Origin of the sequence: Enterobacter cloacae complex sp. 2024EL-00214 (assembly GCF_043945575.1) — a bacterium.
In the GTDB taxonomy this organism is placed as follows: Bacteria; Pseudomonadota; Gammaproteobacteria; order Enterobacterales; family Enterobacteriaceae; genus Enterobacter; species Enterobacter cloacae_P.
Genome location: NZ_JBIMRC010000026.1, coordinates 13,180 through 35,154 on the forward strand (window position 1 = coordinate 13,180; position 21,975 = coordinate 35,154).

Consider the following 21,975-nt stretch of genomic DNA (forward strand, 5'->3'; position numbering starts at 1 on the left):
TTATGACTGGCTATTGCCAGTCAATGAGATCCACCGGTGATACACGATCACGCCCCATTTTCTCAAGCAACTTTTGCAATCTCTTAGCCCTCAAATTCTGAGCCTTTTTCTCACCAATCTCCCGATAGTATTCTTCCCGGCGCTCCGCAACAACTTTACGGAACTTCTTCAAAAGCTGTTCCAGTGTTTTGATGTCGGCAGTAGCCGCTTCAGCTTGGATTTTTCTATACATATACATAACGTAGAATTCATCAATCATATTAAACCTCTTAGTTTTATCATTCATGTTATTTCCCTCTTTCGAGGGAATACTCATTACATCTAAATATCAAACAACTGTCATTTTTAGCTTCCAGTAAATCGGATCTTCATTTTCATCCTGATTTATATTTTTTGAAACAAGTTCAATGATGTGTTCTTGATGCCAATACAATATTGTGGCTTTTAAATCTCTTCTATTAATATCAGATACATCATTTTTGATAGAGTATTTCTTCATCTCACGAGTTATCAAAACATCATATATGATGCTTGAAAGGAACCCATCATTCAAAATATCGATTGCTGTTTCAGGATGTTTTTCATAAATGGCATATATTTCATCACAGTATCCTTGTAAGATGTTGGCAATAAGTTCGTTTTTTGTTTCCTCATTACTGTTCAATATAATCTCTTTCATCTTTAATCCTTTCATTATGTTAATAGTTAGTAAAAACAATTAGTTGTTGTAAACGATATTGATGATGACGGAACCATATTCCAGATCTAACTCATCAACTAAATCGTTATTGATATGTCGATTTAAAGCACCAATCAAGTTCTTATCCCCTATCATTTCTTCTACTGAATACCCACTAAGGGCAACAAACACATCAAAGCTTTCTTGAATAGTATTTATTACTTTCGGGGTTCCTTCGCACAACATACTTACGACTACAGATATTTTATTTGTCATAGAACTTTGTTCGTTGTTGTTTACCATTTATATTTACCTCTTATATTTTTGGTTAGCCCCTTGCGGGGCAAGATTAGTTCTTATTTCCTAAAGCTGTCTGAATACTCGACTAACATGGCAGCAACCTGTTCAAAGTTAACTTGATTGATATCACCGCTATTACCCTCTTGGGCAGTGAATCTTTCAAATTTGTTCTGGATATGGTCAATCACATGGATAATAAATGGACTCATAAAATCCGGATCATTCAAATAATCATTAGCATCCCCATCGCCATTAACTTCCATGAACATACTCCAGCTTGCGGAAAACGATCTACATGCAAGGTCATAGAATAGTTCGGTTGATTTATTAACACCTATCTTCTCTTTAGACATATTTATACCCTCATAGTTAAATGCTTATTTAATTCATTGTCTTTTTTATTAGCCCCTTTCGGGGCCGAATACGCTGTTGTTAACTCATACTAAAAAGTAATGCTTGAGTATGAACATATCTCATTTCACACATGACTTTATCCATATCAACATAGATAAGCCTTTCTCTTTTACCCGCTTCTTCCATATGTTCATCAAAGCGTTTTGCCAGATAATCTTTAACATGCGAAAGATATAACTCCGTTCTGTCGCTATCCAACATAATGGCTGCTAACACCTCAAGTTCTTCTTGTTCTTTATATATACGTATTCCTGTGATATAAAAATTCTTTGCCATAGCAGTAAAAATATTGGTAGATGACTCTTTGATACTTTTCATTTCATTACTATTCATTTTATTTCCTCTTGTTGTTATTAAAATATTTGTTATTCAGATACAGGACGTGAATCAGAAATGATTTTTTCAATCCATACATCAATCTCACTTTCTATAAAGGCAATAGACCTTAAACCCGTTTTAACCTGCGATGGAAAGCGACCAGCTTTAATAAGCGTATAAATCCATGTCTTTCCAAATCCTGTTCTTCTAATCACTTCTGGTAAACGGATAAGGCGTTGCTTTTTGTTTGCTACGATTTGAACCATATTTATCTCCTGTGTTAGTTGATGGAAATAATTGTATGGAGATCGCTTGTGAGAAAATAGGTTGGTTCACCAGCCCTGAACAGCCGGGAAGTTCAGGACCAGTGAATTTAGGGGATGTTTATGGGAGGTAAATACAGGGGACGTTCAGGCTTAGCGACTGTCCCTTGTTTTCTTTTTGTCTTCCGGTTTGTCATTCATGCCGATGACTTCAAGAATATCTGAGTTCTTCACATGCATGTTTTTGATGAAAAAATCGTTTAATGACTTGAAATAATTATCATTATTCAAGAACTCATAAGATAGAGGGTAATCAGTGTCTTTGATTTGCTCACTGCCTCTGGCATAACGTATATCAGGGTGTAGAAGGCCAGCCAATACAGGATACGGGATTTTCTGATTATTGAGTTGTTCCCATCCGATAAGATCCATCAACGGGATGATCTTGTAATCGAGTATCTTTTGGAATGTTTTATGACCAAAGCGGAAATCTTTTTCCGGTGGCTTGGATGCTTTCAGGTGCTTCTGCCACTGACTGATAAGCACTTTTAGGTGTTCAGCCAGATCGTCGCTGCTGGCTTCATCTAAATCAATCTCAATCAGTATCTTGTTAGCGGGGTTTAACCCGCCTTGTTTCAGGTATTCAGAGATGTATTCCGAACTCACTGAAACATCATCTTTAGGCACGTTGTTTTCTAGACGATACATCGCCCTTCCATAGTTAAACAGCGAAGTTCTTGTCATTGGCCTGACAGCATAACTGTGTGCCAGCATATGGCTGTCAGAGATCCATTTATCCTCGTGTAAGACCTTACCAGAACGGATCAGGGCATCATGGTAGATCGCCAGCATTTGGTTCTCTTCGCCTGCTGTTTCCCATTGCTGTCTGGTTTTATAGGCAAAGATCCGTCTTTCCAACTCAGCATAAATTTGTTCTAGCGTTAAGTCTTTCAGCACATCGTAACGGCTTACATCAAACCACTCGCTTAGTGCTTCAACTATCTCCGCTTTGGACATCTTTTTTGTCATTGTTTTCTCTATGAGTGTTTGTTTTGAGTTGTGATAAAGCTATCTCATTCAACAGCATGGAGAAAGTGAAAAAAATGTCAGTCAGCCTAAGATAGGGCATTGAAGAATTGAATGTGACTTGGCATCCACTTTGCTTATTATTTGACCAATGTTCGCAAATCACCGGATCATTTATACCTTCAAGGAATTTAGCCGTGACCTAAACTGTTCTTCTGCTAAGTGTTAGCAGCAGGCATACCTCGGACTTTCCTTACTGGATGGTAAAACGGCTCTATTCATACGAGCTGTAATGGCGTTAATTTTCTTTATTTTGGGTTGAAAATGAAAATTTCCCCCCCATGTCTACTTCCCCCATCCACAAGAAAATTGCACACTTAGAGGTTCGAGCAATGTCAGAACAGTTTGAAATGAAAAGAACACAGCACGTCTCTTTCAACCGTGAACAGTCAAAAACCATCGATGATGGCAGAAAAATCGCTGGTCGGTTCTCTGCAAAACCGATTTCTGTCAACCGCTTTGTTAAAGTTAATGCCATTGCGCGTGCAAAAGAAATCCTTGAGGCAGCAAAAAATGACTAAGAAGCTGGAAAAAACCATCCCTGATCATGAATACCGTGTCACTTTTGGGGTCAAGCAAGCGGAAATCATCAACAAGGCAGCCAACATTGTCAATGAAACTCCCCGTGATTTTCTGAGTAACAGCGCACTAGATGCAGCCAAGGCGCTGGTAGACGGTGACAACACCTCTAACAGCTAATAATCTATACATATCCTGACTGGGCAGAATTATTCCTCTGTCCAGTTTCTCGCTCGGCGCTTATTTATTTTCTTCATACCTTTCTGGATAAAAGATGTAAATGAACACTGACTTCTGCGGTGCTGACTAGCGTCGGTTTATACAGTGCCTACTCCTCACTCAAAGCAGCCATCACATGCATGTAGGTGTCTAAGCTTCAGCATCTATCAACTTCAATCAATGGCAATGTTAAAAATTAAGTTGTCAGTCAATAATCATCTGTTTCTAAAATAAAAAAACACAATAATGCTAACAACATAATGTTGATCATCAAACCTTTCCAGTGCATCAATAGACAACACGATATGACAACAACTAATTGTTTTTAATTGACATTTTATGGTTATGGATTAAGTATTGATGGTAAAAATGCTGGTAAAAAATCATAGTGCTTCAACAAAACCACTAAAAACAGGAGATATAGATGAAGTTCGAGTCCAGTCAGAGGAGCCAAATTTAAGAAGCCTGCTTAAGGAAACTTAAGCAGGCTTTTTGCTTTTCTGCGCAAGGTAAATGCAAAACGGAAATCTGGTTGCCGTGTTTCGTATTTACCCCCTCTCCCGCTTTTCCCTCTTATGCATTCCACTACTAAATATAATCACCAATACCAATAACACATAACTATCATTCAGCAACAATCGATCGACAAAAACTATTAATTGTATTCCGTGTGACATTCATCACAAAACAGAGTTACTCAACGTTTATTATTTACCGCATAGCAAAAGAATATTGTTCTGTCAGGAAAAACAACCTCATCATGAAGTAAATTTTTTTACTTATACGCCCTATGGAGGTAATTATTTTGCCATGGAAAGACCCATCATCAAATGCATTTTTTAGCTGGATTTACATAATATTATTCGGCGCATGGGGAGGACTTGTTAGATATCTACTTGACGTTAAGTCTGGCCAGTCTGGAAGAAATTTATTTTCGGCAATAACACAAATTATTGTGTCCGGATTTACCAGCGTGCTTTCTGGATTAATGTCACAAAGCATTGGGGCAGTATTTCATACCTCGCTTGCAGTCAGCAAGTATATCAGGTGCAATGGGCGTTGTTACCCTTAATTATTACTGAAAAAAAACTCTGGAGAAAGTAATGATAAATCATGAATTCAGTAAAACTGCTGAAAAAAATTCAAGGTGTACATAAAGACCGTTGTGAGGTAATGAGAAAAGCATTGAAATTAGCACCTGTTGATTTCGGTATCTCAGAAGAGTTAAGAAACCAAAAACAGCAGCTTGAGCTATTGGCATCAGGGAAATCACTAACCTCAAAAAGCAGGCATTTAACGGGACACGCCGTCGATATATTCGCAGTGATAAATGATACACCATCATGGGAGTTTAAACATCACCAGACAATTGCAAGTTGCTGTGTTTCAGGCTGCCAAGGAGCTATCTGTTGATGTTGAGTGGGGCGGCAACTGGATAGAAATAAATGATGGCGTCCATTTTCAGCCCTCACGAAATATGTACCCTTAAAAATATCTAAAAATGGTTATACGTTTAATTGTTTACATAGCCAGTATTGAAAAAGGAGAATTATAAAACAGGATCATATTTTATTTTTCGTAGAGAATAGAAGATAACCTATCTATCTGTACGATAAGGTTATTACCCACTGTAAAACAGTAACAACTCTTTAGGTATTAATATCTATCTATATTAATGGAGATTTACATATGTTGAACGAAACTACAAACGTGAACGATATTACGCTGACTGTAACTTTTTTCGCTGATGCAAAAGGGACTGGAGATACATATACAACCTCACAGGACAATCCTGATTTATCCACATTAGGGCTTGCTGGCACATTTTCATCTGTTACATTGCCACCTCAAACAAAAGTCGTTATGTATAGTGGCGCTAATTACACTGGCAAAACCTTAACTGTTGGGAATGGTTCTCTTGAAATTTTAAATGTTGATTTCAGTGGGACTATCGGTTGGATCGATCATGATACCCGGACGAATTTTGGTTGGGATGGAATTAATATGAATGACCAGTGTTGTTCATTTAAGCTTTATGGTGAAATCCAGGAAACCTGTCTGAGTTCATTTTTTGAATTCGATCTCGACTATACTGGCCAGGGCAATGAACCCTGCTATATCTTTGACTACCTCTACGGTGCTCAATACCTAACGTACTATAATGAAGATGACTCAAGCTTCGGTCCTGAACACAATGACAAAGCGGCTTCAGCATTAGTTTTCAGTGACCGATATGTTGATTTTTATGAGGACAAAGCCTGGGGTGGTCGGGTAACTGGATTTAATGGCTCCGGTGTGTCAGGTCGTGCCAGAATCTATAATTTTGATGGAAATATATCCTGGCTGAACAACATCGCCAGCTCAATAAAAATGGGCAATTTATCCTAAATCAGGATATTTCTCTACCTAATGGTGCGCCTCAGTTCCCTACAGAGGCCTACCGTGCAAGATTATTTAACGAAACAGAGCTATCTGCGCTAATCACTACAGCATCAGTTACTGTAAATTTGTAAAAGACGTCATTATAAAAAGCAGAAGCAATTGAACATCATGTTTTAATAACTTACTGTTCTGACTGTATATGTTAAAAGGGTTCATGTATCTGCATGAACCCTTGATGTTGGTCATGGCTTCACCACCGAAAAGGACTTGAACAGGCTTTTTGCTTTTATGACATCACTCACTACCCATCGCCTGCGCCTCGGCCTCACCTAAATCTGGTAATCAATTGCGGCTTCTTCTGGCTCCATGACCTGGCGTTTAATCTCATCCACCGACAACCCGGCATTGCACAACTCAATAAACCGCCACACGTAGTTGCGCTGCAACTGGCCCCGCTTGAGGCCCAGCCATACGGTATTAGCATCAAACAGGTGGCGGGTATCAAGACGCACCAGGTCCCCCACGTCATGCTCGCCACCGGACTGTTCCGCTACCAGGCCAATCCCCAGCCCTAACCCAACATATGTTTTGATAACGTCCGAATCCTGGGCGCTCAGCACCACATCCGGCGTTATCCCTTTGCGGTTGAAGGCCTCGTCAATGCGCGAACGTCCGGTAATACCCTGCCGGTAGGTAATCAGCGGCCATTTGCCGATCTCTTCCAGCGTCAGCGGTGAAACCTGATGAAGTGGATGATCTACGGGAAGTAATAAACTGTGGTGCCAGCGGAACCACGGGAATGCCACCAGCAGCGGATCGTTGCTCAGCCGCTCGCTGGCGATCCCGATATCTGCCCCACCGTTTTGCAACAGCACGTCAATTTCCTGCGGGGTGCCCTGAATCAACTCCAGACGCACATCCGGGAAGAGCTCACGAAACGCTTTAATCACTGGCGGCAGGCTGTAACGTGCCTGCGTGTGGGTCGTGGCGATGGTCAGTACGCCTGAAGCATCATTGGTAAAGAGATCCGCCAGGCGGCGCACATTACTGGCCTCGTTGAGGATCCTCTCCGCGATGGTCAGCAATGCCTTGCCAGGCTCCGTCATGCCAAGCAGGCGCTTACCACGGCGGATAAAAATCTCAATACCAAGCTCTTCTTCCAGCTCGCGGATATGGCGACTGACGCCCGACTGGGAGGTATAAAGCATATTGGCGACTTCAGTCAGGTTGTAATCCCGTCTGGCCGCCTCACGGATAATTTTAAGCTGCTGGAAATTCACGATTCACTCCGGCACATCTGACATAACACTATTGTTAAAGTCAGTTGAGCTGCAGAACAAATAATAAAAACCAGCATCTTATGCTTTTATGGAATATCAGCTCACGAGCTGCAGTTCACGATTTTCCAGCGATGGCTTGCTCACCAGAGACATCAAAATTTCTTTTACCGCCTGCGCCTGCGGTGACAACGAACCGCGGGCTGACATGTTCAGCGACAGCGGTAAGCTCATGGATGGTGTCGTGATCCGCGCCATCCAGCCATTTGCCGCACTGCACAGTGCACGCGCGGCAGATTCCGGCAGAACCGTGACGCCCATCCCGCTGGCAATAGCCGCGGTCAGCGTTGAGATAGAGTCAATTTCGCCAATGATTTTTGCCGTCAGACGTCGCAGCGAGAACGCTTCATCCACGCGCACACGCACGGCGCTGTAATCACGCGGCAGGAAGAGATTCATCTCTGCAACGGCAGTTAAATCAACGCTCTGCCCCGGGCAGTCACGCGTCCCTACCAGGTAAAGATCTTCTTTCAGCAGCGGCTGGCTGGTGATCCCGGCAACCGGAGAACGGTCGTAAAGCACGGCCATATCCAGCTGACCATTAAGCAGCTTGTCATTCAGTACAGACCCGCTGTTCTCGTGCAGATAAACCAGCACATCCGGCAGTTCGGCACGCACGGCCTGCAACAACGGCATGGTAATAGAGGAGGCCGCCGTTCCCGGAGCCAGCCCGATGGAAACATGTCCGCTCAGCGTATGACCCACACTGTTCACCGCCAGCTGAGCCTGTTCGCACTGGCGCAGAATGGTACGAGCATGGGTATAGAGAATTTTGCCTGCTTCTGTTGGGGTCACGCCGCGTTTTGTGCGGATAAGCAATTGCTGATCCATCTCACCTTCCAGAGTCGCCACTTGCTGGCTCAGCGCAGGCTGCGCGATATGCAGCACTTCCGCCGCTTGCGTCAGGCTGCCAATATCGACGATTTTTACGAAGTATTTCAGTCGTCTTAAGTTCATTTTGCCCCCTGTTCGAAATGCTGTGCCGGTACTGGCTGTCGTTGTTGAACAGGTTTTGCAATATGAATGCCAGTTTTTCAAAGAGGTCTGATTTGTTGCTAACCGCCTGAAAATAAGGAAACCTAATCATTGATGTTGGTTTTATTACTGAAACAGCAGTTTATGATCTGCCCCATAAGGGGTATACCCGCACCATAACGGTGCATTTCGTTGTCAAAAACGTCACTTTGCTGATTTTGTCAGCAAACGATCAAAAGGCATTGATCCACCCTTTGACAAGCACCGCTGACGTCGATAATATGCGCCCCGTTCACACGATTCCTCTGTAGTTCAGTCGGTAGAACGGCGGACTGTTAATCCGTATGTCACTGGTTCGAGTCCAGTCAGAGGAGCCAAATTTGAAAAGCCTGCTTTTAAAGCAGGCTTTTTGCTTTTCTGCGTTTCATCTCCATCGCATCTGACATAGCAATCTGCCTGCACGCGTATTGAGACCAACGTGTCAGCAGCCGAACGACATTGACCAGCTGTTGACATAAAGCACAGATCCCCTCAATCACTTACCGGTGCAGACGTAACGTACTGGCAAGAGACGATATAGCCGATATAGCACAGGCCACGCCAAACACATAGACGGCAAACTGCGCGCCCGCGTGCCCTGTTAATCCATTCAACAATGCAATTATCATCGCAACCAACGCTGCACCAATAGATTGCCCTGCAGTTCTGGCGGTTGACAGTACTCCCGAGGCCGTTACCGTTCGGTTTGCCGCGACATTTGAAAACATTTCCTTGTTGTTTGGCGGAAGGAAGAAACCATAACCAATGCCGCAAACCGCCACGCGCCACAGAAAATCCCCCACCGTCGCGGCTTCCGGCAACAAGGCCAGTGAGCCTAAACCAAGGCAAAAGACCATTACACCGACAGTAGATATCTGGGTCGGATTGAAACGGTTTGATAGCCTGCCCGCAAGCGGGGCGCAGAACGCCACGGCAACCGGCCACGGGGTAAAGATGTATGCAGATTCGAGCACGGAGTAGTGATAAGTATGCTGCAACACAAAGGGCAAGCCGACCAGTGCCATCCCCTGCGCGACAAACATGGAAACAGAAGAGAGCACCGCAAAGCTGTATTGCCTGGAACGAAATATATCAAGCGGCAATAATGGGTTCCTGGAACTCCTCTGGGCTTTTAAAAAGATGGCAAACAGCACGACAGACGCAACAGCGCAAAATATCAGCGTGCTATTCTCCCAGCGTCCAATTTGATCAACAGCAATAACCATCAAGCCTAATGCTGCCGCTGAGCTAATCGCCCCTCCCCAATCGAAACCCTTCTCTTTTTCGGTATCTTCCCCCAGGGAGATAAGCGAGAACACAACAGCAAGTCCTCCCAACGGGATATTGATATAGAACAGCCAGGGCCAGGACAGGTAAGAGATGATCAAACCACCCAACGCAGGACCAATGGCCGTGCCTACCGCGAATACCAGTGCATTCAGTCCAAATATCGTTCCCAGCGCATTGGGTGGAAAGATCACCCGATACAGACCTAATCCAACGCTTATCATCACCGCATAACTCACCCCCTGGAGTACGCGCATGGCAACCAGTACGCCAAAGGTCGGCGAAAGGCTACAGCCCAGCGAAGACAGAGTGAACAACACCATCCCGGCCGTGTAGAAACGTCGCTCCCCTATCCTTGTTCCCAGCGATGCGCAAATCAGCATCGTCGCAGCGCTGGCAACCTGATAGCCGTTGGTAATCCAGATACTGGAGGCCGAATCTACCTGTAATGCACTGGCAATAGAGGGCAAAGCAATATTGACAATGGAACTGTCCAACGACGCCATCAGAACGCCTATCAAAATAGCCGCAGCAGCCAAATAGCGTCCTGGAGTCCTATTATCAAAGGCTGGTTTTTCACAGGTATGAGCAACTTGCTCGATCATTATTTTTTCAAATTCCGCATGAGCCATGCTTTTTCCCATGTGCGAGAATAAATTTTCATAAACATAATTATGATGTTCTGTTGATCTAAAAATGCAAATAGATAATAAGACTTCACCGATAAAAATTGTGATTTGCATGACAATAAAAAGCCAGCGAATAAAATCGAGGTACTCATCGAAAAGATTGATGTCCCAGCAATATGCAGGTGAGAATAGTTGAGCAACAAGAGTGTACGATTGGCAACCTGGCAACAATCCACGCTCAATCGACAGTTCGTGGTCAAAACGTAGTTCTTACGCTGTAAGGTTCATTAACATTTGATAAAGCCATCATTTTTACTGGTTTTTTAGATAACTGAGGATGATTGCGCTCAAATTTCATACGCCCTCCCCCTGTTTTTATCATTCAATGCCAGAGATTCTAAACATAGTGACAAACTCATCGACATAAATTATAAATATTAGTGCAGTAATGAGTTAACTTTTAGCATGAGGTCCAAATGAAGATAAGTGAACTTCTTGCCTTCGTGACAGTCGTGGAGACAGGGAATATAACCCAGGCAGCAGAGCGCCTGAACCGAGTGCAATCCAGCATTTCTCACCGAATACGAAGTCTGGAGAATAACCTTGATGTCACACTTTTAGACAGAAAAACTGATGGATGCTCACCCACAGTGCAAGGTAAGATACTTTATGAGTATGCGCTTAAAATTCTGAACCTCGCAGACGATTGCAAAAAAAATATTTTCTACTCTAAAAAAAGCAAGCTGACCATAAGGGTTGGGATAATTGAATGCTTACCGCCCTATATTATTAGTTCATTGATCGATTTAGGTCAGGATCTAGGCTGGGATATCGATATTTCTATAGGAAACACCATTAGCTTACTCAGCGCCTTTGATAAAAATGAGTTCGATGCAGTAATCGTCGGTGCCGGTTTTTCCAATGCACAACATGCGCGAACCCTATTGCTCTCCAGCGAACTGGTGATTATTACTGAGAAAAATCATCCCCGCATCACTGATATATCCAGTCTGGATGGTGAAGTCTTTTTACTTAGTAGCAAAAAATGTGCGACTTCAACGCGTAATTTCAATGTACTCTTCGATGAAGGAAATATCACACCGAAACGTGTGGTTGAGTGTGGATCCTATCCTGTACTGTTTTCAGGTATTGCCTCAGGTAAAGGAGTGTCGCTCGTATTGCGTTGCTCGATCAGTCGTGAAGTACAGAACAAGATAAAAATTCATCCGTTATCCGGCCAGTTCAATGAGTTCAAAATAGAGCTTTTATCCCGTACAGACTGTGCCTACCTGGATAGCACCAGATTTACAGATATGGTAACTGCCGCCTTTCAGGATCCACGACTGTGCGATATCGGCTACTAACACGCTTATAGGGTTTCATGGTAAAACCTGTTCAAATACTATCGGTAAAGTCGCTAAACAGGGGTTGTACTGGTAATTATCCTGTAGCCATTGATTTTTCGGTTATTTCAAAATTCATTTGATAACTGATGTTCGCCCCACCTTTTATTATTCAACATCAACAATCCCGTACCCTGACTTACGTTTTTCTATATAACCGAATCCTTGTTCCCCAAAATGCATCCCACCAACAAGAATGCTGTCTGAACTGACCATATCAAGGAGCCGTACACGTGTCTCCGATGCCAATTGCGGGTCAAAATCAAAGGAGATCGATACATCCGGTTTTAACAATTGGATATGAGGAAAATGGACAATATCCCCCCAAATCAACAAACTTTCATTGCTACCCTCAACTCGGTATCCCGTATGGCCTGGAGTATGTCCTTTTAACGGAACCGAAAAAATGCCGGGAAAAAGTTCACCATCACCAATCAATCTAAGTTTATCCCGATACTTTTTGAATATACTCCGGGCTAAAATGAAATTACCTTTCACACGTTCGCTGGCAGTCTCAAAGTTTTTATCATCTTCTATATAATTAAATTCATCAGGGCTTATCAACAGTTCCGCACAAGGAAACATGGCCTCACCCTGAAAATTTATCAACCCACCGATATGGTCAGGGTGGGTATGTGTAATCATAATTGCATCAATATCATCTGGTCTGATCCCAATGTCGGCAAGATTGTTAACCAACCCGCCACCCCAGCCCTTAATACCACCAGCACCGCTATCGATTAGAATATTCCGCCCCTTTCCTTGTACCAGAAAGGTATTAATATGAACTGCATTATGCTCACGTATACAGGCATTGTCCTGAATTTTTCTACACTCAACCTCATCTACATTTGCAAGCAGTCCAAAATCAACCTGGAGGTAGCCATCGCTTACCGCAGTAACTGAAACATTACCAAGATCCCTCAATGGAAATTTTGCACTCATGATTTTCCCTTTCCTTAATTGATATATGAACCTGATGCAGAAATTCATCCAGCACTGCCCCACTACGAAAGACTTCTGACATGAATGGATATAACGTCCTCCACATTCTTGTTAGTATTATTAGAGCAATTGTCATCCCTGCTCTAATGGATAATTTCGATATCTCTATCGAAATTGTTGATGCGTGAAAGGGTCTAATGAGCAGAGGCCGCACCCGCGCACGGCCCTATACAGGGGGATTTTTCGGTATAAACAACGCGTGGAATTTGCCAGTCTTTTACGTTAGCTACACTCTGGCGGAAAAACCGGCAATATCTTCAGAGCCCAATCTTCACCGGCATACCTGACCGACGTTCCAGCACGGCACCAGCGCCTTCGGCGGTGAGTTGCGCCCGTAATGCAGGCGAGATCGGCAGTGGCACTTTATTCGTCGATTCAAATTCAGCGCGGTTACGTGACAGCGGCTCATGCACTTCTACCCAATGGCTACCATCCGGTTCAGTGGTCGTTTTGACGGGACGATCGATAAACTGCACACGCGTGCCTACCGGCACGTTATCGAACAGGTATTTAATATCATTGTTGCGCAGGCGGATGCAGCCCTGGCTGACGCGCAAGCCAATACCAAAGTTGGCATTAGTGCCATGAATAGCGTACAGCTTACCAATGTAGATCGCATACAACCCCATAGGGTTATCCTCACCCGGTGGCACGTAGGCCGGTAATGTTTTCCCCTCTTTCGCATACTCACGTCGGGTGTTCGGCGTTGGCGTCCAGCCTGGCGCTTCCTGCTTGCGCTCTACTCTCGTCACCCAGTTACGTGGCGTTTCGCGTCCTGCCTGACCAACACCAATTGGCAAAACATCCACGGTATTGCTCCCCTCCGGGTAGTAGTAGAGCCGCATTTCAGCCACGTTAATCACGATGCCCTGACGTGCGGTGTCCGGCAAAATCAGCTGCTGGGGAATGGTTAGCGAAGTACCGGCTTTCGGCAAAAAGGGATCCGCGCCAGGATTGGCTTCCAGCATGTTGCTCAGCCCTTGCCCGTACTGCGCAGCATAATACTCCAGCGGTTGGGTATTTCCTTTCGGAACGACCACCGTTAACGGGGCACCGACAAGACGGCTACCCTCAGGTGGAAGCGGATACGTAACGGCCAGAGCACAAGGGGCGACGGCGGCAAGCACCAGAGCAAGCGTGGATAAACGGATCATAATTTCCCTGTTATAAAACATGGTAGTGATAGGCTAACTATAACCTCTGGTTGAAGATTTTGTGAGGAAAGCCATACGAACAGACCATCTCTTCGCTGGCACATCATGCAGAAAAACCCGCATCCAGTAATCTATTCATGTTAAAAACCAGCACAATATGCTAAAGAAATCGTGCCAGAATAGAGAGGTTTGAACAGGTCAGGAGGACACGATGCTGGAAAATATGAAAGCATTCAGAATGGTGGTGGAGTGCCAGGGGTTCCGCGCTGCGGCGATCGCCATGAAACTCTCACCCGCCATGATAAGCCGCAGAATTGAAAAGCTGGAATGTGAAGTTAATGCGCAGCTTATCAAACGCAATTCTCGGCGCATTTCCCTGACGTCGGCAGGAGAACAGTTTTATCAGCGCTGTCAGCTGATTATCGATGAATATGAATCCTGCCTCAGGGATGTGAAAAGTCTCAGTAACGAGATCAGCGGTAGCCTCAAGGTGGGTATTCCCCACTCGATTAATAACCAGCACATCATCCCGCATCTGAAATCATTTTTTGAGCGTTATCCGAATATAAAGCTGGATATTGTGACCGGAAATCACTGCATGGAGTTGTTCAGCCACGGCTTTGATCTGGCGCTTCAGTGTGGACCGTTACCCGACAGCAACCTTTACTACACGTTGATTGGCTACTGGCGAAAACACACTTGTCTTTCGCGAGGCTATGCGCTGCAGCATGGCATTCCGCAGCATCCTGACGAACTGCACAAGCACACCTGTCTTCTGCACTTTGATAATCACCGCCGCAGCTGGAAGTTTGTTATTGAGGACGAACCCGTTGAGATCCGTCCTCATTACGTCTCCAGAGTCAGTAACAGCCTCGATCTCTGCAGTATGGTGCATCACGGGTTGGGAATATGTTACCTCCCGGACTTCACGCTGAAAGCGGGGATTGAGTCAGGCGACATCATCACCGCGCTTGATGCCTTTATGCCTGCACCGCTGCCGATGTATGTGGTGCACATCAATCCTCACCCGTCCCCCAAAGAACAGGCGTTTATTGATTTTATCCGAACCCTCAACCTTGCGACCGCCCCGGCTCCAGCATCCTGAGCGGGTTCAGGCGGGTGACAGCATCTCTTCGCTCTGCGTCAATCCCGGCGGCCTGAAACCAGCGGTGACTGTCTTCCAGCCAGTCACCGATGTCAGGCTGTCCTGGCTGACCCAAATCGGAGCTATAGACCACGTTATTCACTCCTGTCAGCACCTCATACAGATCGTCAAGTGGCTGATAGCCGAGGTAGACAGTCAACGCACATTGCTCAACATAAAGCCAGTCGTGTTCTCCCAGCGCCCGTAGCTCGCTGGCAGAGAACCCCGTCATGGGGTTCGCAGGCTGATTCAGCATAAGACGACAACCCCCTACCCGCTCGACGGCCTCAATAAGACGCAAGGTTTGATCTTTCGTGGCGTGCCCGGACGAGATCACAATGTCATGATGCCTGGCGAAATAGATTAATGCCTCTACCTCAGGGCGCAATTTACCGTCCTCATCCGCGATCGTGAGCGGTAGCCCGGCAAAATGTCGGGCATATTCGTTGCTGAAGGTTCGGGACAACGCACTCTTGTGCGCTGTGGGAATCACCGTTGGCAGATGCACCAGCAACCGGGGAGCACCGTCGAACTGATACTGACTCAACGCCTGGCGGACAACGTTGAGGTTGATCCCCCCGGCGGCTGCGTTCAGCACCACCGATCCAAACACCGGCAGTGCCATCTCCTGCATCGCGGCGGCCAGAGCGCTGACACTCCCCAGATGATTCTTTAACACCACGCCCCCCTGGTGCCGGGCGTACCGTTCTCCGGCCTCCGCTGCGGAATAACGCCGGTGATAGCTGTCCGGACGAGCATGATAGTGGACGTCAAGGAAACGCAACCGGGGGGCCCAGTAGTCAAAAAACTGACGGGTCATGCTTTCGCTTCCCAGGGAACATGGTAGCCAAGCTGTTGGCGGGCAACGTCAAGCGACGTGCCGCCATTAATGGCACCGATGATTTTCCGCTCCGTGTTCTCAACATTTTCAGCCCGGCGGATCACCTCTTCCAGATGTTCGCCAGGGATCACCAGAACACCGTTGTCATCCCCGAACACCCAGTCACCCGGGCAAACCGTCACGCCACCGATATCCAGCGCACACTGTACCGCACTGACCCGTGCCCGGTTTTTCCCGGAAACCATATAGATATTGCTGGAAAACAAGGAGTACCCCATCTGGCGGATATCCGCGATATCCCTGGCTGAGCCATAAATAACCGACCCGGCGATACCTTTTTGCAGCGCTTTGGTGGTCAGAATGTTGCCCCAGCTCGTGCAGTCTGTACGTCCGCCATTGTCCACGACAATGACCGCCCCAGCCGGTACCTCATCAATGTAATTTCCTGCATTCATAAACTGATTTTTCTCAGGCGTACAGGCTTCATACTTGACGGTAAAAGCTGGCCCCGCAATTTTTTTACCACCCGCCTGCGGCTTAATACCGGCCAGCCCACCCGCAATATACAAACTGTCCAGCGCATCCGAGATGGCAGCCGTATCCAGCGCCAGCAGGCGCGTCTGAAGGGTATGTTGAGTTGTCATGGTTGTTTTATCCATTTTGCGTTGTCAGCGTTTTCAATACGCACCAGGCGGCGTATTCCGGGAGGTTCTGCGCCAGAAGTGCTCTGTTCATCGGGAAAGTCATCTGATGCGTTTTGCCATCCTGATGGCGAACCGACATCGTCATCTGCCCCAGGCGTTCACCGCTACTCAGAAGATCGGTCAGCGAGGGGGCGACCGTAACGTCAATTTGCACCGGAGATTCACCCCGCCGGGAGCGGCACTCTGCAGGCAAGTATGTAGAGAGTTCGGCATCTGACGTTTGCCAGCGTACGCTGCACGCGTCCTGCAAAATTTCGCCTGCCGTTTTATTACGTTTGCTGACCAGATAAGGGCGCAAGGCGAGATCCAGGCTTTGCCTTACCGGCAACGGTAAAGGGCTATGCTCAGGCGTCTCAATCTGCACAATCACATAAGGGCTTTTCCATAAAAAATGCACATCCCAGGCGGAAGACGTGACTAAGGCATTGACGATGGAACCCACTTCGCTTTCACTGATCCCAATAAGCGTCCAGCTGTGTTTTTTCCTTTCAGGCTCACGTGTCCCTTTGTCTGATAACGCATCATCCAGCATCGGCAAGGCCTGAGAAGGCGGCCCCGGCAGAACAACCAGCCGGCTTCCCGCGACGTGGGCGCAAAATCCAGGTGCTGTCCCGGAGGCGTTATCCAGTACGGTCGTCCCTTCAGGGAAACGCGCCTGACGGCAGTTTGAAGGATCGTTTTTCACCCCAAACGCCCTGAGCTGTGTCTGAATGGTCTCCCACACCCCCTCGTCGTGAACAAGCGGTTTGCCGATGGCGTGTGCCACCGCTTCTCGGGTTTTATCGTCGGAAGTGGGACCAAGCCCACCACAAATAACAATCAGATCGTCCTGACCGATGCGTGAGGTAACGAGTGAGCTAATCTGCGAAAGATTATCTGCACAGGCCGCCTGAAATCTCACCTGATACCGTGATTTTTCAAGACGCTGGCTAATATGCTGCTGATTGCTGTTAACGTATTGCCCTGACAGGAGTTCATCGCCAATGGTGATAACGCTGGCGGTTTTACTAATGACTGGCTGGGTCAGTTCACGGAGGATCGCCTGCGCCATCTCGTCGGTCGTCGCCGTACCGCCTAAATCGTAGGTGGCAACCTTCCCGTCCCGAATAACGCGATCGACAACCTGCTGCAGTTTTTCCGCCTGCGGCCCAAAGCCCAGGTATTCCAGCATCAGAGCGATGGTGTAAAACATGGCGCACGGGTTGGCTTTCCCCTTCCCGGCCATCCCCGGCGCACTACCGTGTACGGGTTCAAAGTAAGCCACCTGACTACCGATATTGGCGCTGGGTGCCAGGCCAAGCCCTCCCATCACGCCTGCCGCCAGATCGGACAAAATATCACCGAACATATTTTCAGCGACAATCACACCAAACTCATGGGGCTTACGTACCAGCCAGAGGGCAATCGCATCCACATTGTGGATGTCCGCCGTGATATCCGGAAAACGGGCGGCTACCTGATGGAAAATCGTTGCCGCAAAATGGCCACTCTCACGCATCACATTCGGTTTATCCGCAAAAGTGACGCGGGTAAAATGGTGTTTGCGCGCATAGTCAAAGGCTGTCTGAAACAGGCGCTCCAGCCCATAGCGGGTTTGCAACCGCACGGACCAGGCCGCTTCTTCCGGGCCATACTTTTCAAGATTCGGGTGTTTAAGCCAGCCAGCAACCTCTGGCCCCACGCCTTTAAAATCCATCCCCGCGTACAACCCTTCGGTGTTTTCGCGGATCACGCAGCAGCGGAAGGGACGGCGATCGCCGGACACATATTTCACCGGGCGGATATTGGCATACAGCCCCAGCTTCTGACGCAGTTGAATCACCGGGGAAACATACTCAATCGCTTGCTGTTGCAGCGACAAAGGCAATGCCTGTTGAGCCTGTACTTTTCCCTTACTGGTGATTGCCCCCAGAAGCACCGCGTCCGCATGGGCAATCTGTTCCCAGGTTCGGGCAGGCACAGGGTTGCCTTCCCGCTCCCAGCACGTCCAGCCTATCTCGCCAAACGTCAGAGTAATGGGGAGCCCCATCGCGCTAATGACGGGTAACGCCGCTTCGCAGACTTCCTGACCAATGCCATCCCCCGGTAAAACCAGCACATTTTTTTTCATAAGGTTGCAATCCATTCGTTTAGCAGGCTGTTCATCGCGATGGGGTTATCATTCCACGGACGCATACCGGCCCCCGGAATACGTTTGTAAGTGTGCAGAGGACGGTGGCTATGGGTTTGGTTTTCCCATGAAGCCAGCTGGGATTTTTCACCCACAATCGCAAGGTATTTCCCGTCATAACGGGCGATGTCGGCACGGGCATCCATCTTCAGCAACAGTGAGAATCCCGTTAACATTCGCTGGATCGCGGACATTTTCCCGGCATCCGGCAGCGTAAATGTGGCCTCCGGGGCTGGCTGGCCTTCCGGTAAAACATAGTGATGCAGGACATCCACCGCGGGCCCAAGCTCACCTTTTTCGAGCATTGAAACCAGGCGCACCAGGCGTGTGGTTAATTTTTCGTCCGCAAAGCCTGGCGCACTGACGGTGACGACCCCGCTCACCCCACGCAAATGGGGTGCCAGCATCTGCGCTAATGTGCCCGCCATTGCAAACCCCACCAGCAGCCAGGGGCGTTGAGAGCGGGAGTTCAGCGTCTGACAAAGACTCTCTATTGCGCTCTGTGGATCATCACGTTCAATCAGGCTCAATGTGTCGATGACCGTAACCGAATATCCCTTTTGTTCCAGCAACGTCACCAGCGGGGCACAAAACGCACCACCGTCCCAGACGGGCATCACCGGTGCCAGAATGACTGCGTCCTGCGTTTTCATGCCGCCGTCTCCGTGATGACGCTATCGATGGCGCTGAATGTGTTCTCTCTGGCTTCCGACAGTTTCTCTTCAATCATTTTCCGGTGATCCACGCTCAGGTTTTTCACCCCCAGGATCATGTCGACCACGCTACGGTGCGAGGCGTTATAGCAGGCCTCAGACTCAAGCTGATGAACCTGGTTGAAGATCCATTCCGTTTGATAACGCTCTTGACCTTCATCGAAATTGCACAGCGACAGCCAGGTTTCCAGGGCCAGATTCCCCGCCCCTTTTCCCATACCGGTGAGTGAACTGTCGATAAAGGTCGCCCCGGCTTTAACAGCTTCAATGGAATTTGCCATTGCCAGACCCAGGTTATCGTGCGCGTGGAAACCCACCTCCAGACGGGTGGTACATTTAAGGATGTTCACCAGACGAGCCGTCTGTTCAGGCCGCAGGCTACCGTTAGAATCCGCAATATAGATAATATCGGCCCCGGCCTTCTCGCATTGCACCGCAACCTCGACAAGCGTTTTCGCGTTAATTTGACTGGCACGGGTAAAGTTCATGCTGACGCTCAGGCCATTTTTTTTCGCGAACTCACATAACGCCAGCGCGGGTTGGGGATTATCGGTTTTAATACAAATACGAAGCATCGCCACACCCAGCATTTTCATGCTGATGATATCTTCCTGGTCAATATTGTGTGGGTGCGCAATAACCACTAATTTGGCTTCAGGTACCGCATTGTGGATCTGCTGGATATAACTATCGCAAGACATTCCTGTCATCCCAATATCGGGAATAGGTTTAAATGAACCGTTCCGGTAACCAATTTCAATCCATTCCACACCGCTGTCTACCAGAGCCCGGACATGCTTAATGGCGTAATCTGTCGGGAAATGAAAGTTGTTCTGATAACCGCCATCCCGCAATGTGACATCTATATTATTAATCATTGATATTACTCTCTTTGTTGGAGACAAATTCCATAAATCCAGATTGACCAAAAACATAAACGAGGAAACCGAGCACGCAGACGCAGGCAATAATGAATGCCGTCATGCCAGGCGCATGAGCTGAAAGTTTCCCAATCAGGAAGGTTGCGATGGCTGCACTACCGAGCTGTAATGCGCCCATTACGCCAGAGGCGGTACCGGATGCCTGTGGGTGTGCAGCAATGGCCGAAGCCGTGCCCAATGGAAGCAGAAAACCGTTACCGAAGGTCAGAATTGAGATGGTGATAATACTGGTCAGCAGCGGTACAGGGCTCAGGTACATCTGCAGGGCAAAAATGATGCCGCCCACAACAAAAATGCGATATCCCTGGCGAATCGTTTCTTCAATACCCACGCTGCGGGAGCGTTTTTTGGCAGTAAGATTTCCGGCCACATAGCTCACGGAAAGTAAAATATAGGTGTAACCCACATAAACCGGCGAAAGCCCCAGTCTGCCAAGCATAAACGGTGACTCGACGATATAAGCAAAGTAGGCCGCATAGGCAAAACAAGGAATGGCTGCGTAAAAAAGAAATTGTTTATTTCGTAGCACGTTAACGGTACTTACGGCTGCCGCCAGTACGCTCAGCTTTTGCCTTTTTTCGACGGGTAATGTCTCGCGCAGTGCAGAGAAACACAGCACCAGAGTCATGATGATAAATAAGGTTAAAAAGATAAAACAGGCCCGCCAGCCGAAGTGTTGAGTCAAAATACCACCTATCATCGGGGCAATCGCCGGTGACATCCCCACGAACGGGAAGATCACCAGATACAGCTGTGCCGACGATTTTTTATCCATCATGTCATTGATGATGGCGCGGCTGATGGTAATACCGGCGCAGGAGCCAATCCCCTGGAAAAGACGCAAAATAAGCAATTCGTTGATATGCGTTGAGTAAATAACGCCAACCGTAGAAACCAGCCAGATCAATAGCCCTGCGATGAGCGTTTTCTTTCTGCCAAGACAGTCGCTTAGCGGGCCATAAACCAGTTGCGAAAATGCCACACCAAATAAAAACAGGGCGATGGCATCCTGTATTTGTGCCTCCGTAACTTTATAGAATAATTGCATTTCGCCAAGAGCGGGCAAAAATATATCAGTAGAAATTAACCCGCCAACAGAAAGGCACGCGATTAATACCACCAGGGGCATGGGCAAAGTTTTATTCATCATCGTTTTAACCATAAATCTGGGTTTCATAAATCTAGCGAAATAACATCACGATGAGAACAATGAATAGCTAAACAGACTGTTGCATATTAGTAAACGCACAACGCAAAGCCTTGCCACACCTGACAAATTTGCGAACACCCGGTCATAAAGCAGACTGATTATTGAATACGGGATATTTACCTCTTCGTTTTAAGAGAGTAATGTTTCTGCGTCGACATGAGAGGTAATGTGTCGACAAGTGCTATTTTCATCATTATTTGATTACTCATATTGAATAATCAATTTATTAACTCCGGCATGGCT

Annotated in this window: 25 protein-coding genes and 1 tRNA gene; 8 read left to right on the forward strand and 18 right to left on the reverse strand. The window is 47.0% G+C overall.

All coding sequences use genetic code 11. From position 1 onward, the window contains the following. Positions 1-10: 10 nt before the first annotated feature. From ACHHZ6_RS21955 to ACHHZ6_RS21985, 7 genes are all read right to left on the reverse strand, one after another. Positions 11-259, reverse strand: a complete 249-nt coding sequence (locus tag ACHHZ6_RS21955; RefSeq protein WP_367642571.1) for a DNA-binding protein — start codon at positions 257-259, stop codon at positions 11-13. A gap of 69 nt (positions 260-328) precedes the next feature. Next, positions 329-679 carry a hypothetical protein gene (locus tag ACHHZ6_RS21960; protein WP_395123009.1) on the reverse strand — a complete coding sequence of 117 codons (351 nt, stop codon included), beginning with the start codon at positions 677-679 and terminating at the stop codon, positions 329-331. Positions 680-718: 39 nt separating this feature from the next. Then, positions 719-955: a hypothetical protein gene (locus ACHHZ6_RS21965; protein WP_395123048.1), complete on the reverse strand. Its 237-nt coding sequence runs from the start codon at positions 953-955 to the stop codon at positions 719-721. A gap of 80 nt (positions 956-1,035) precedes the next feature. Then, the gene (locus ACHHZ6_RS21970; RefSeq protein ID WP_040198519.1) at positions 1,036-1,332 is read right to left on the reverse strand and encodes a hypothetical protein; all 297 of its coding nucleotides are present in this window, start codon (positions 1,330-1,332) and stop codon (positions 1,036-1,038) included. A gap of 79 nt (positions 1,333-1,411) precedes the next feature. Next, a complete protein-coding gene (locus ACHHZ6_RS21975) occupies positions 1,412-1,726 on the reverse strand; it encodes a hypothetical protein (protein ID WP_395123010.1) in 315 nt (104 codons plus the stop codon). A 32-nt stretch (positions 1,727-1,758) separates the two neighbouring features. Continuing rightward, positions 1,759-1,977, reverse strand: coding sequence for a helix-turn-helix transcriptional regulator (locus tag ACHHZ6_RS21980; RefSeq protein ID WP_395123012.1), 219 nt, complete (start codon positions 1,975-1,977; stop codon positions 1,759-1,761). 150 nt (positions 1,978-2,127) lie between these two features. Further along, entirely contained in the window at positions 2,128-3,003 is an 876-nt protein-coding gene (locus tag ACHHZ6_RS21985; RefSeq protein ID WP_395123014.1) for a DUF6387 family protein, read from the reverse strand. Between the two features lie 389 nt (positions 3,004-3,392). On the opposite strand from ACHHZ6_RS21985, the gene ACHHZ6_RS21990 reads away from it, so the two are divergent. The 5 genes from ACHHZ6_RS21990 (at position 3,393) to ACHHZ6_RS22010 (ending at position 6,186) form a co-directional block, all read left to right on the forward strand. Further along, complete coding sequence (locus ACHHZ6_RS21990; RefSeq protein WP_103158169.1) at positions 3,393-3,581, forward strand: hypothetical protein; 189 nt, start codon at positions 3,393-3,395, stop codon at positions 3,579-3,581. Further along, the gene (locus tag ACHHZ6_RS21995) at positions 3,574-3,759 is read left to right on the forward strand and encodes a hypothetical protein (RefSeq protein ID WP_216365306.1); all 186 of its coding nucleotides are present in this window, start codon (positions 3,574-3,576) and stop codon (positions 3,757-3,759) included. The genes ACHHZ6_RS21990 and ACHHZ6_RS21995 overlap by 8 nt, the downstream gene beginning before the upstream one ends. A gap of 829 nt (positions 3,760-4,588) precedes the next feature. After that, positions 4,589-4,870 (forward strand): phage holin family protein, encoded by a 282-nt coding sequence (locus ACHHZ6_RS22000; RefSeq protein ID WP_395123016.1) that lies wholly within the window; start codon positions 4,589-4,591, stop codon positions 4,868-4,870. Between the two features lie 41 nt (positions 4,871-4,911). Then, entirely contained in the window at positions 4,912-5,211 is a 300-nt protein-coding gene (locus ACHHZ6_RS22005; protein WP_395123017.1) for a hypothetical protein, read from the forward strand. A gap of 276 nt (positions 5,212-5,487) precedes the next feature. Then, positions 5,488-6,186, forward strand: coding sequence for a hypothetical protein (locus tag ACHHZ6_RS22010; RefSeq protein WP_395123018.1), 699 nt, complete (start codon positions 5,488-5,490; stop codon positions 6,184-6,186). Positions 6,187-6,509: 323 nt separating this feature from the next. Here the strand turns inward: ACHHZ6_RS22010 and cbl are convergent, their stop codons facing one another. After that, a complete protein-coding gene (gene cbl / locus ACHHZ6_RS22015) occupies positions 6,510-7,460 on the reverse strand; it encodes an HTH-type transcriptional regulator Cbl (RefSeq protein ID WP_196390180.1) in 951 nt (316 codons plus the stop codon). 96 nt (positions 7,461-7,556) lie between these two features. Continuing rightward, entirely contained in the window at positions 7,557-8,474 is a 918-nt protein-coding gene (nac, locus tag ACHHZ6_RS22020; protein ID WP_182271915.1) for a nitrogen assimilation transcriptional regulator NAC, read from the reverse strand. Between the two features lie 319 nt (positions 8,475-8,793). On the opposite strand from nac, the gene ACHHZ6_RS22025 reads away from it, so the two are divergent. Further along, positions 8,794-8,869: transfer RNA gene (locus tag ACHHZ6_RS22025), tRNA-Asn, on the forward strand. 162 nt (positions 8,870-9,031) lie between these two features. Here the strand turns inward: ACHHZ6_RS22025 and ACHHZ6_RS22030 are convergent. Continuing rightward, positions 9,032-10,423: an MFS transporter gene (locus ACHHZ6_RS22030; RefSeq protein ID WP_395123049.1), complete on the reverse strand. Its 1,392-nt coding sequence runs from the start codon at positions 10,421-10,423 to the stop codon at positions 9,032-9,034. Between the two features lie 500 nt (positions 10,424-10,923). On the opposite strand from ACHHZ6_RS22030, the gene ACHHZ6_RS22035 reads away from it, so the two are divergent. Then, positions 10,924-11,811, forward strand: coding sequence for a LysR family transcriptional regulator (locus ACHHZ6_RS22035; RefSeq protein WP_395123020.1), 888 nt, complete (start codon positions 10,924-10,926; stop codon positions 11,809-11,811). Positions 11,812-11,958: 147 nt separating this feature from the next. Here ACHHZ6_RS22035 and ACHHZ6_RS22040 read toward each other — a convergent pair whose 3' ends face one another. Together ACHHZ6_RS22040 and ldtA are read right to left on the reverse strand one after the other, a co-directional pair. Beyond that, complete coding sequence (locus tag ACHHZ6_RS22040; RefSeq protein WP_395123022.1) at positions 11,959-12,795, reverse strand: MBL fold metallo-hydrolase; 837 nt, start codon at positions 12,793-12,795, stop codon at positions 11,959-11,961. Between the two features lie 317 nt (positions 12,796-13,112). Beyond that, positions 13,113-14,009, reverse strand: a complete 897-nt coding sequence (gene ldtA / locus ACHHZ6_RS22045) for a L,D-transpeptidase (RefSeq protein WP_182919832.1) — start codon at positions 14,007-14,009, stop codon at positions 13,113-13,115. A 211-nt stretch (positions 14,010-14,220) separates the two neighbouring features. On the opposite strand from ldtA, the gene ACHHZ6_RS22050 reads away from it, so the two are divergent. Then, positions 14,221-15,114 (forward strand): LysR family transcriptional regulator, encoded by an 894-nt coding sequence (locus tag ACHHZ6_RS22050; RefSeq protein WP_196390184.1) that lies wholly within the window; start codon positions 14,221-14,223, stop codon positions 15,112-15,114. Here the strand turns inward: ACHHZ6_RS22050 and ACHHZ6_RS22055 are convergent. The 6 genes from ACHHZ6_RS22055 to ACHHZ6_RS22080 are packed head-to-tail and all read right to left on the reverse strand — an operon-like array spanning position 15,080 to position 21,672. Further along, positions 15,080-15,973 (reverse strand): DUF6282 family protein, encoded by an 894-nt coding sequence (locus ACHHZ6_RS22055; protein WP_395123024.1) that lies wholly within the window; start codon positions 15,971-15,973, stop codon positions 15,080-15,082. The genes ACHHZ6_RS22050 and ACHHZ6_RS22055 overlap by 35 nt on opposite strands. Next, on the reverse strand, positions 15,970-16,638 hold the full coding sequence (locus tag ACHHZ6_RS22060; protein ID WP_182271929.1) for an RraA family protein: 669 nt from the start codon (positions 16,636-16,638) through the stop codon (positions 15,970-15,972). Before ACHHZ6_RS22060 ends, ACHHZ6_RS22055 begins: the two co-directional genes overlap by 4 nt. A gap of 7 nt (positions 16,639-16,645) precedes the next feature. Next, positions 16,646-18,808 carry an isocitrate/isopropylmalate family dehydrogenase gene (locus tag ACHHZ6_RS22065; RefSeq protein WP_395123026.1) on the reverse strand — a complete coding sequence of 721 codons (2,163 nt, stop codon included), beginning with the start codon at positions 18,806-18,808 and terminating at the stop codon, positions 16,646-16,648. Further along, entirely contained in the window at positions 18,805-19,521 is a 717-nt protein-coding gene (locus tag ACHHZ6_RS22070) for an alpha/beta fold hydrolase (RefSeq protein WP_182271931.1), read from the reverse strand. The genes ACHHZ6_RS22065 and ACHHZ6_RS22070 overlap by 4 nt, the downstream gene beginning before the upstream one ends. Continuing rightward, entirely contained in the window at positions 19,518-20,459 is a 942-nt protein-coding gene (locus ACHHZ6_RS22075) for a 3-hydroxy-3-methylglutaryl-CoA lyase (protein WP_395123028.1), read from the reverse strand. Before ACHHZ6_RS22075 ends, ACHHZ6_RS22070 begins: the two co-directional genes overlap by 4 nt. Continuing rightward, entirely contained in the window at positions 20,452-21,672 is a 1,221-nt protein-coding gene (locus ACHHZ6_RS22080) for a multidrug effflux MFS transporter (protein WP_230857805.1), read from the reverse strand. The genes ACHHZ6_RS22075 and ACHHZ6_RS22080 overlap by 8 nt, the downstream gene beginning before the upstream one ends. Between the last annotated feature and the right edge of the window lie 303 nt (positions 21,673-21,975).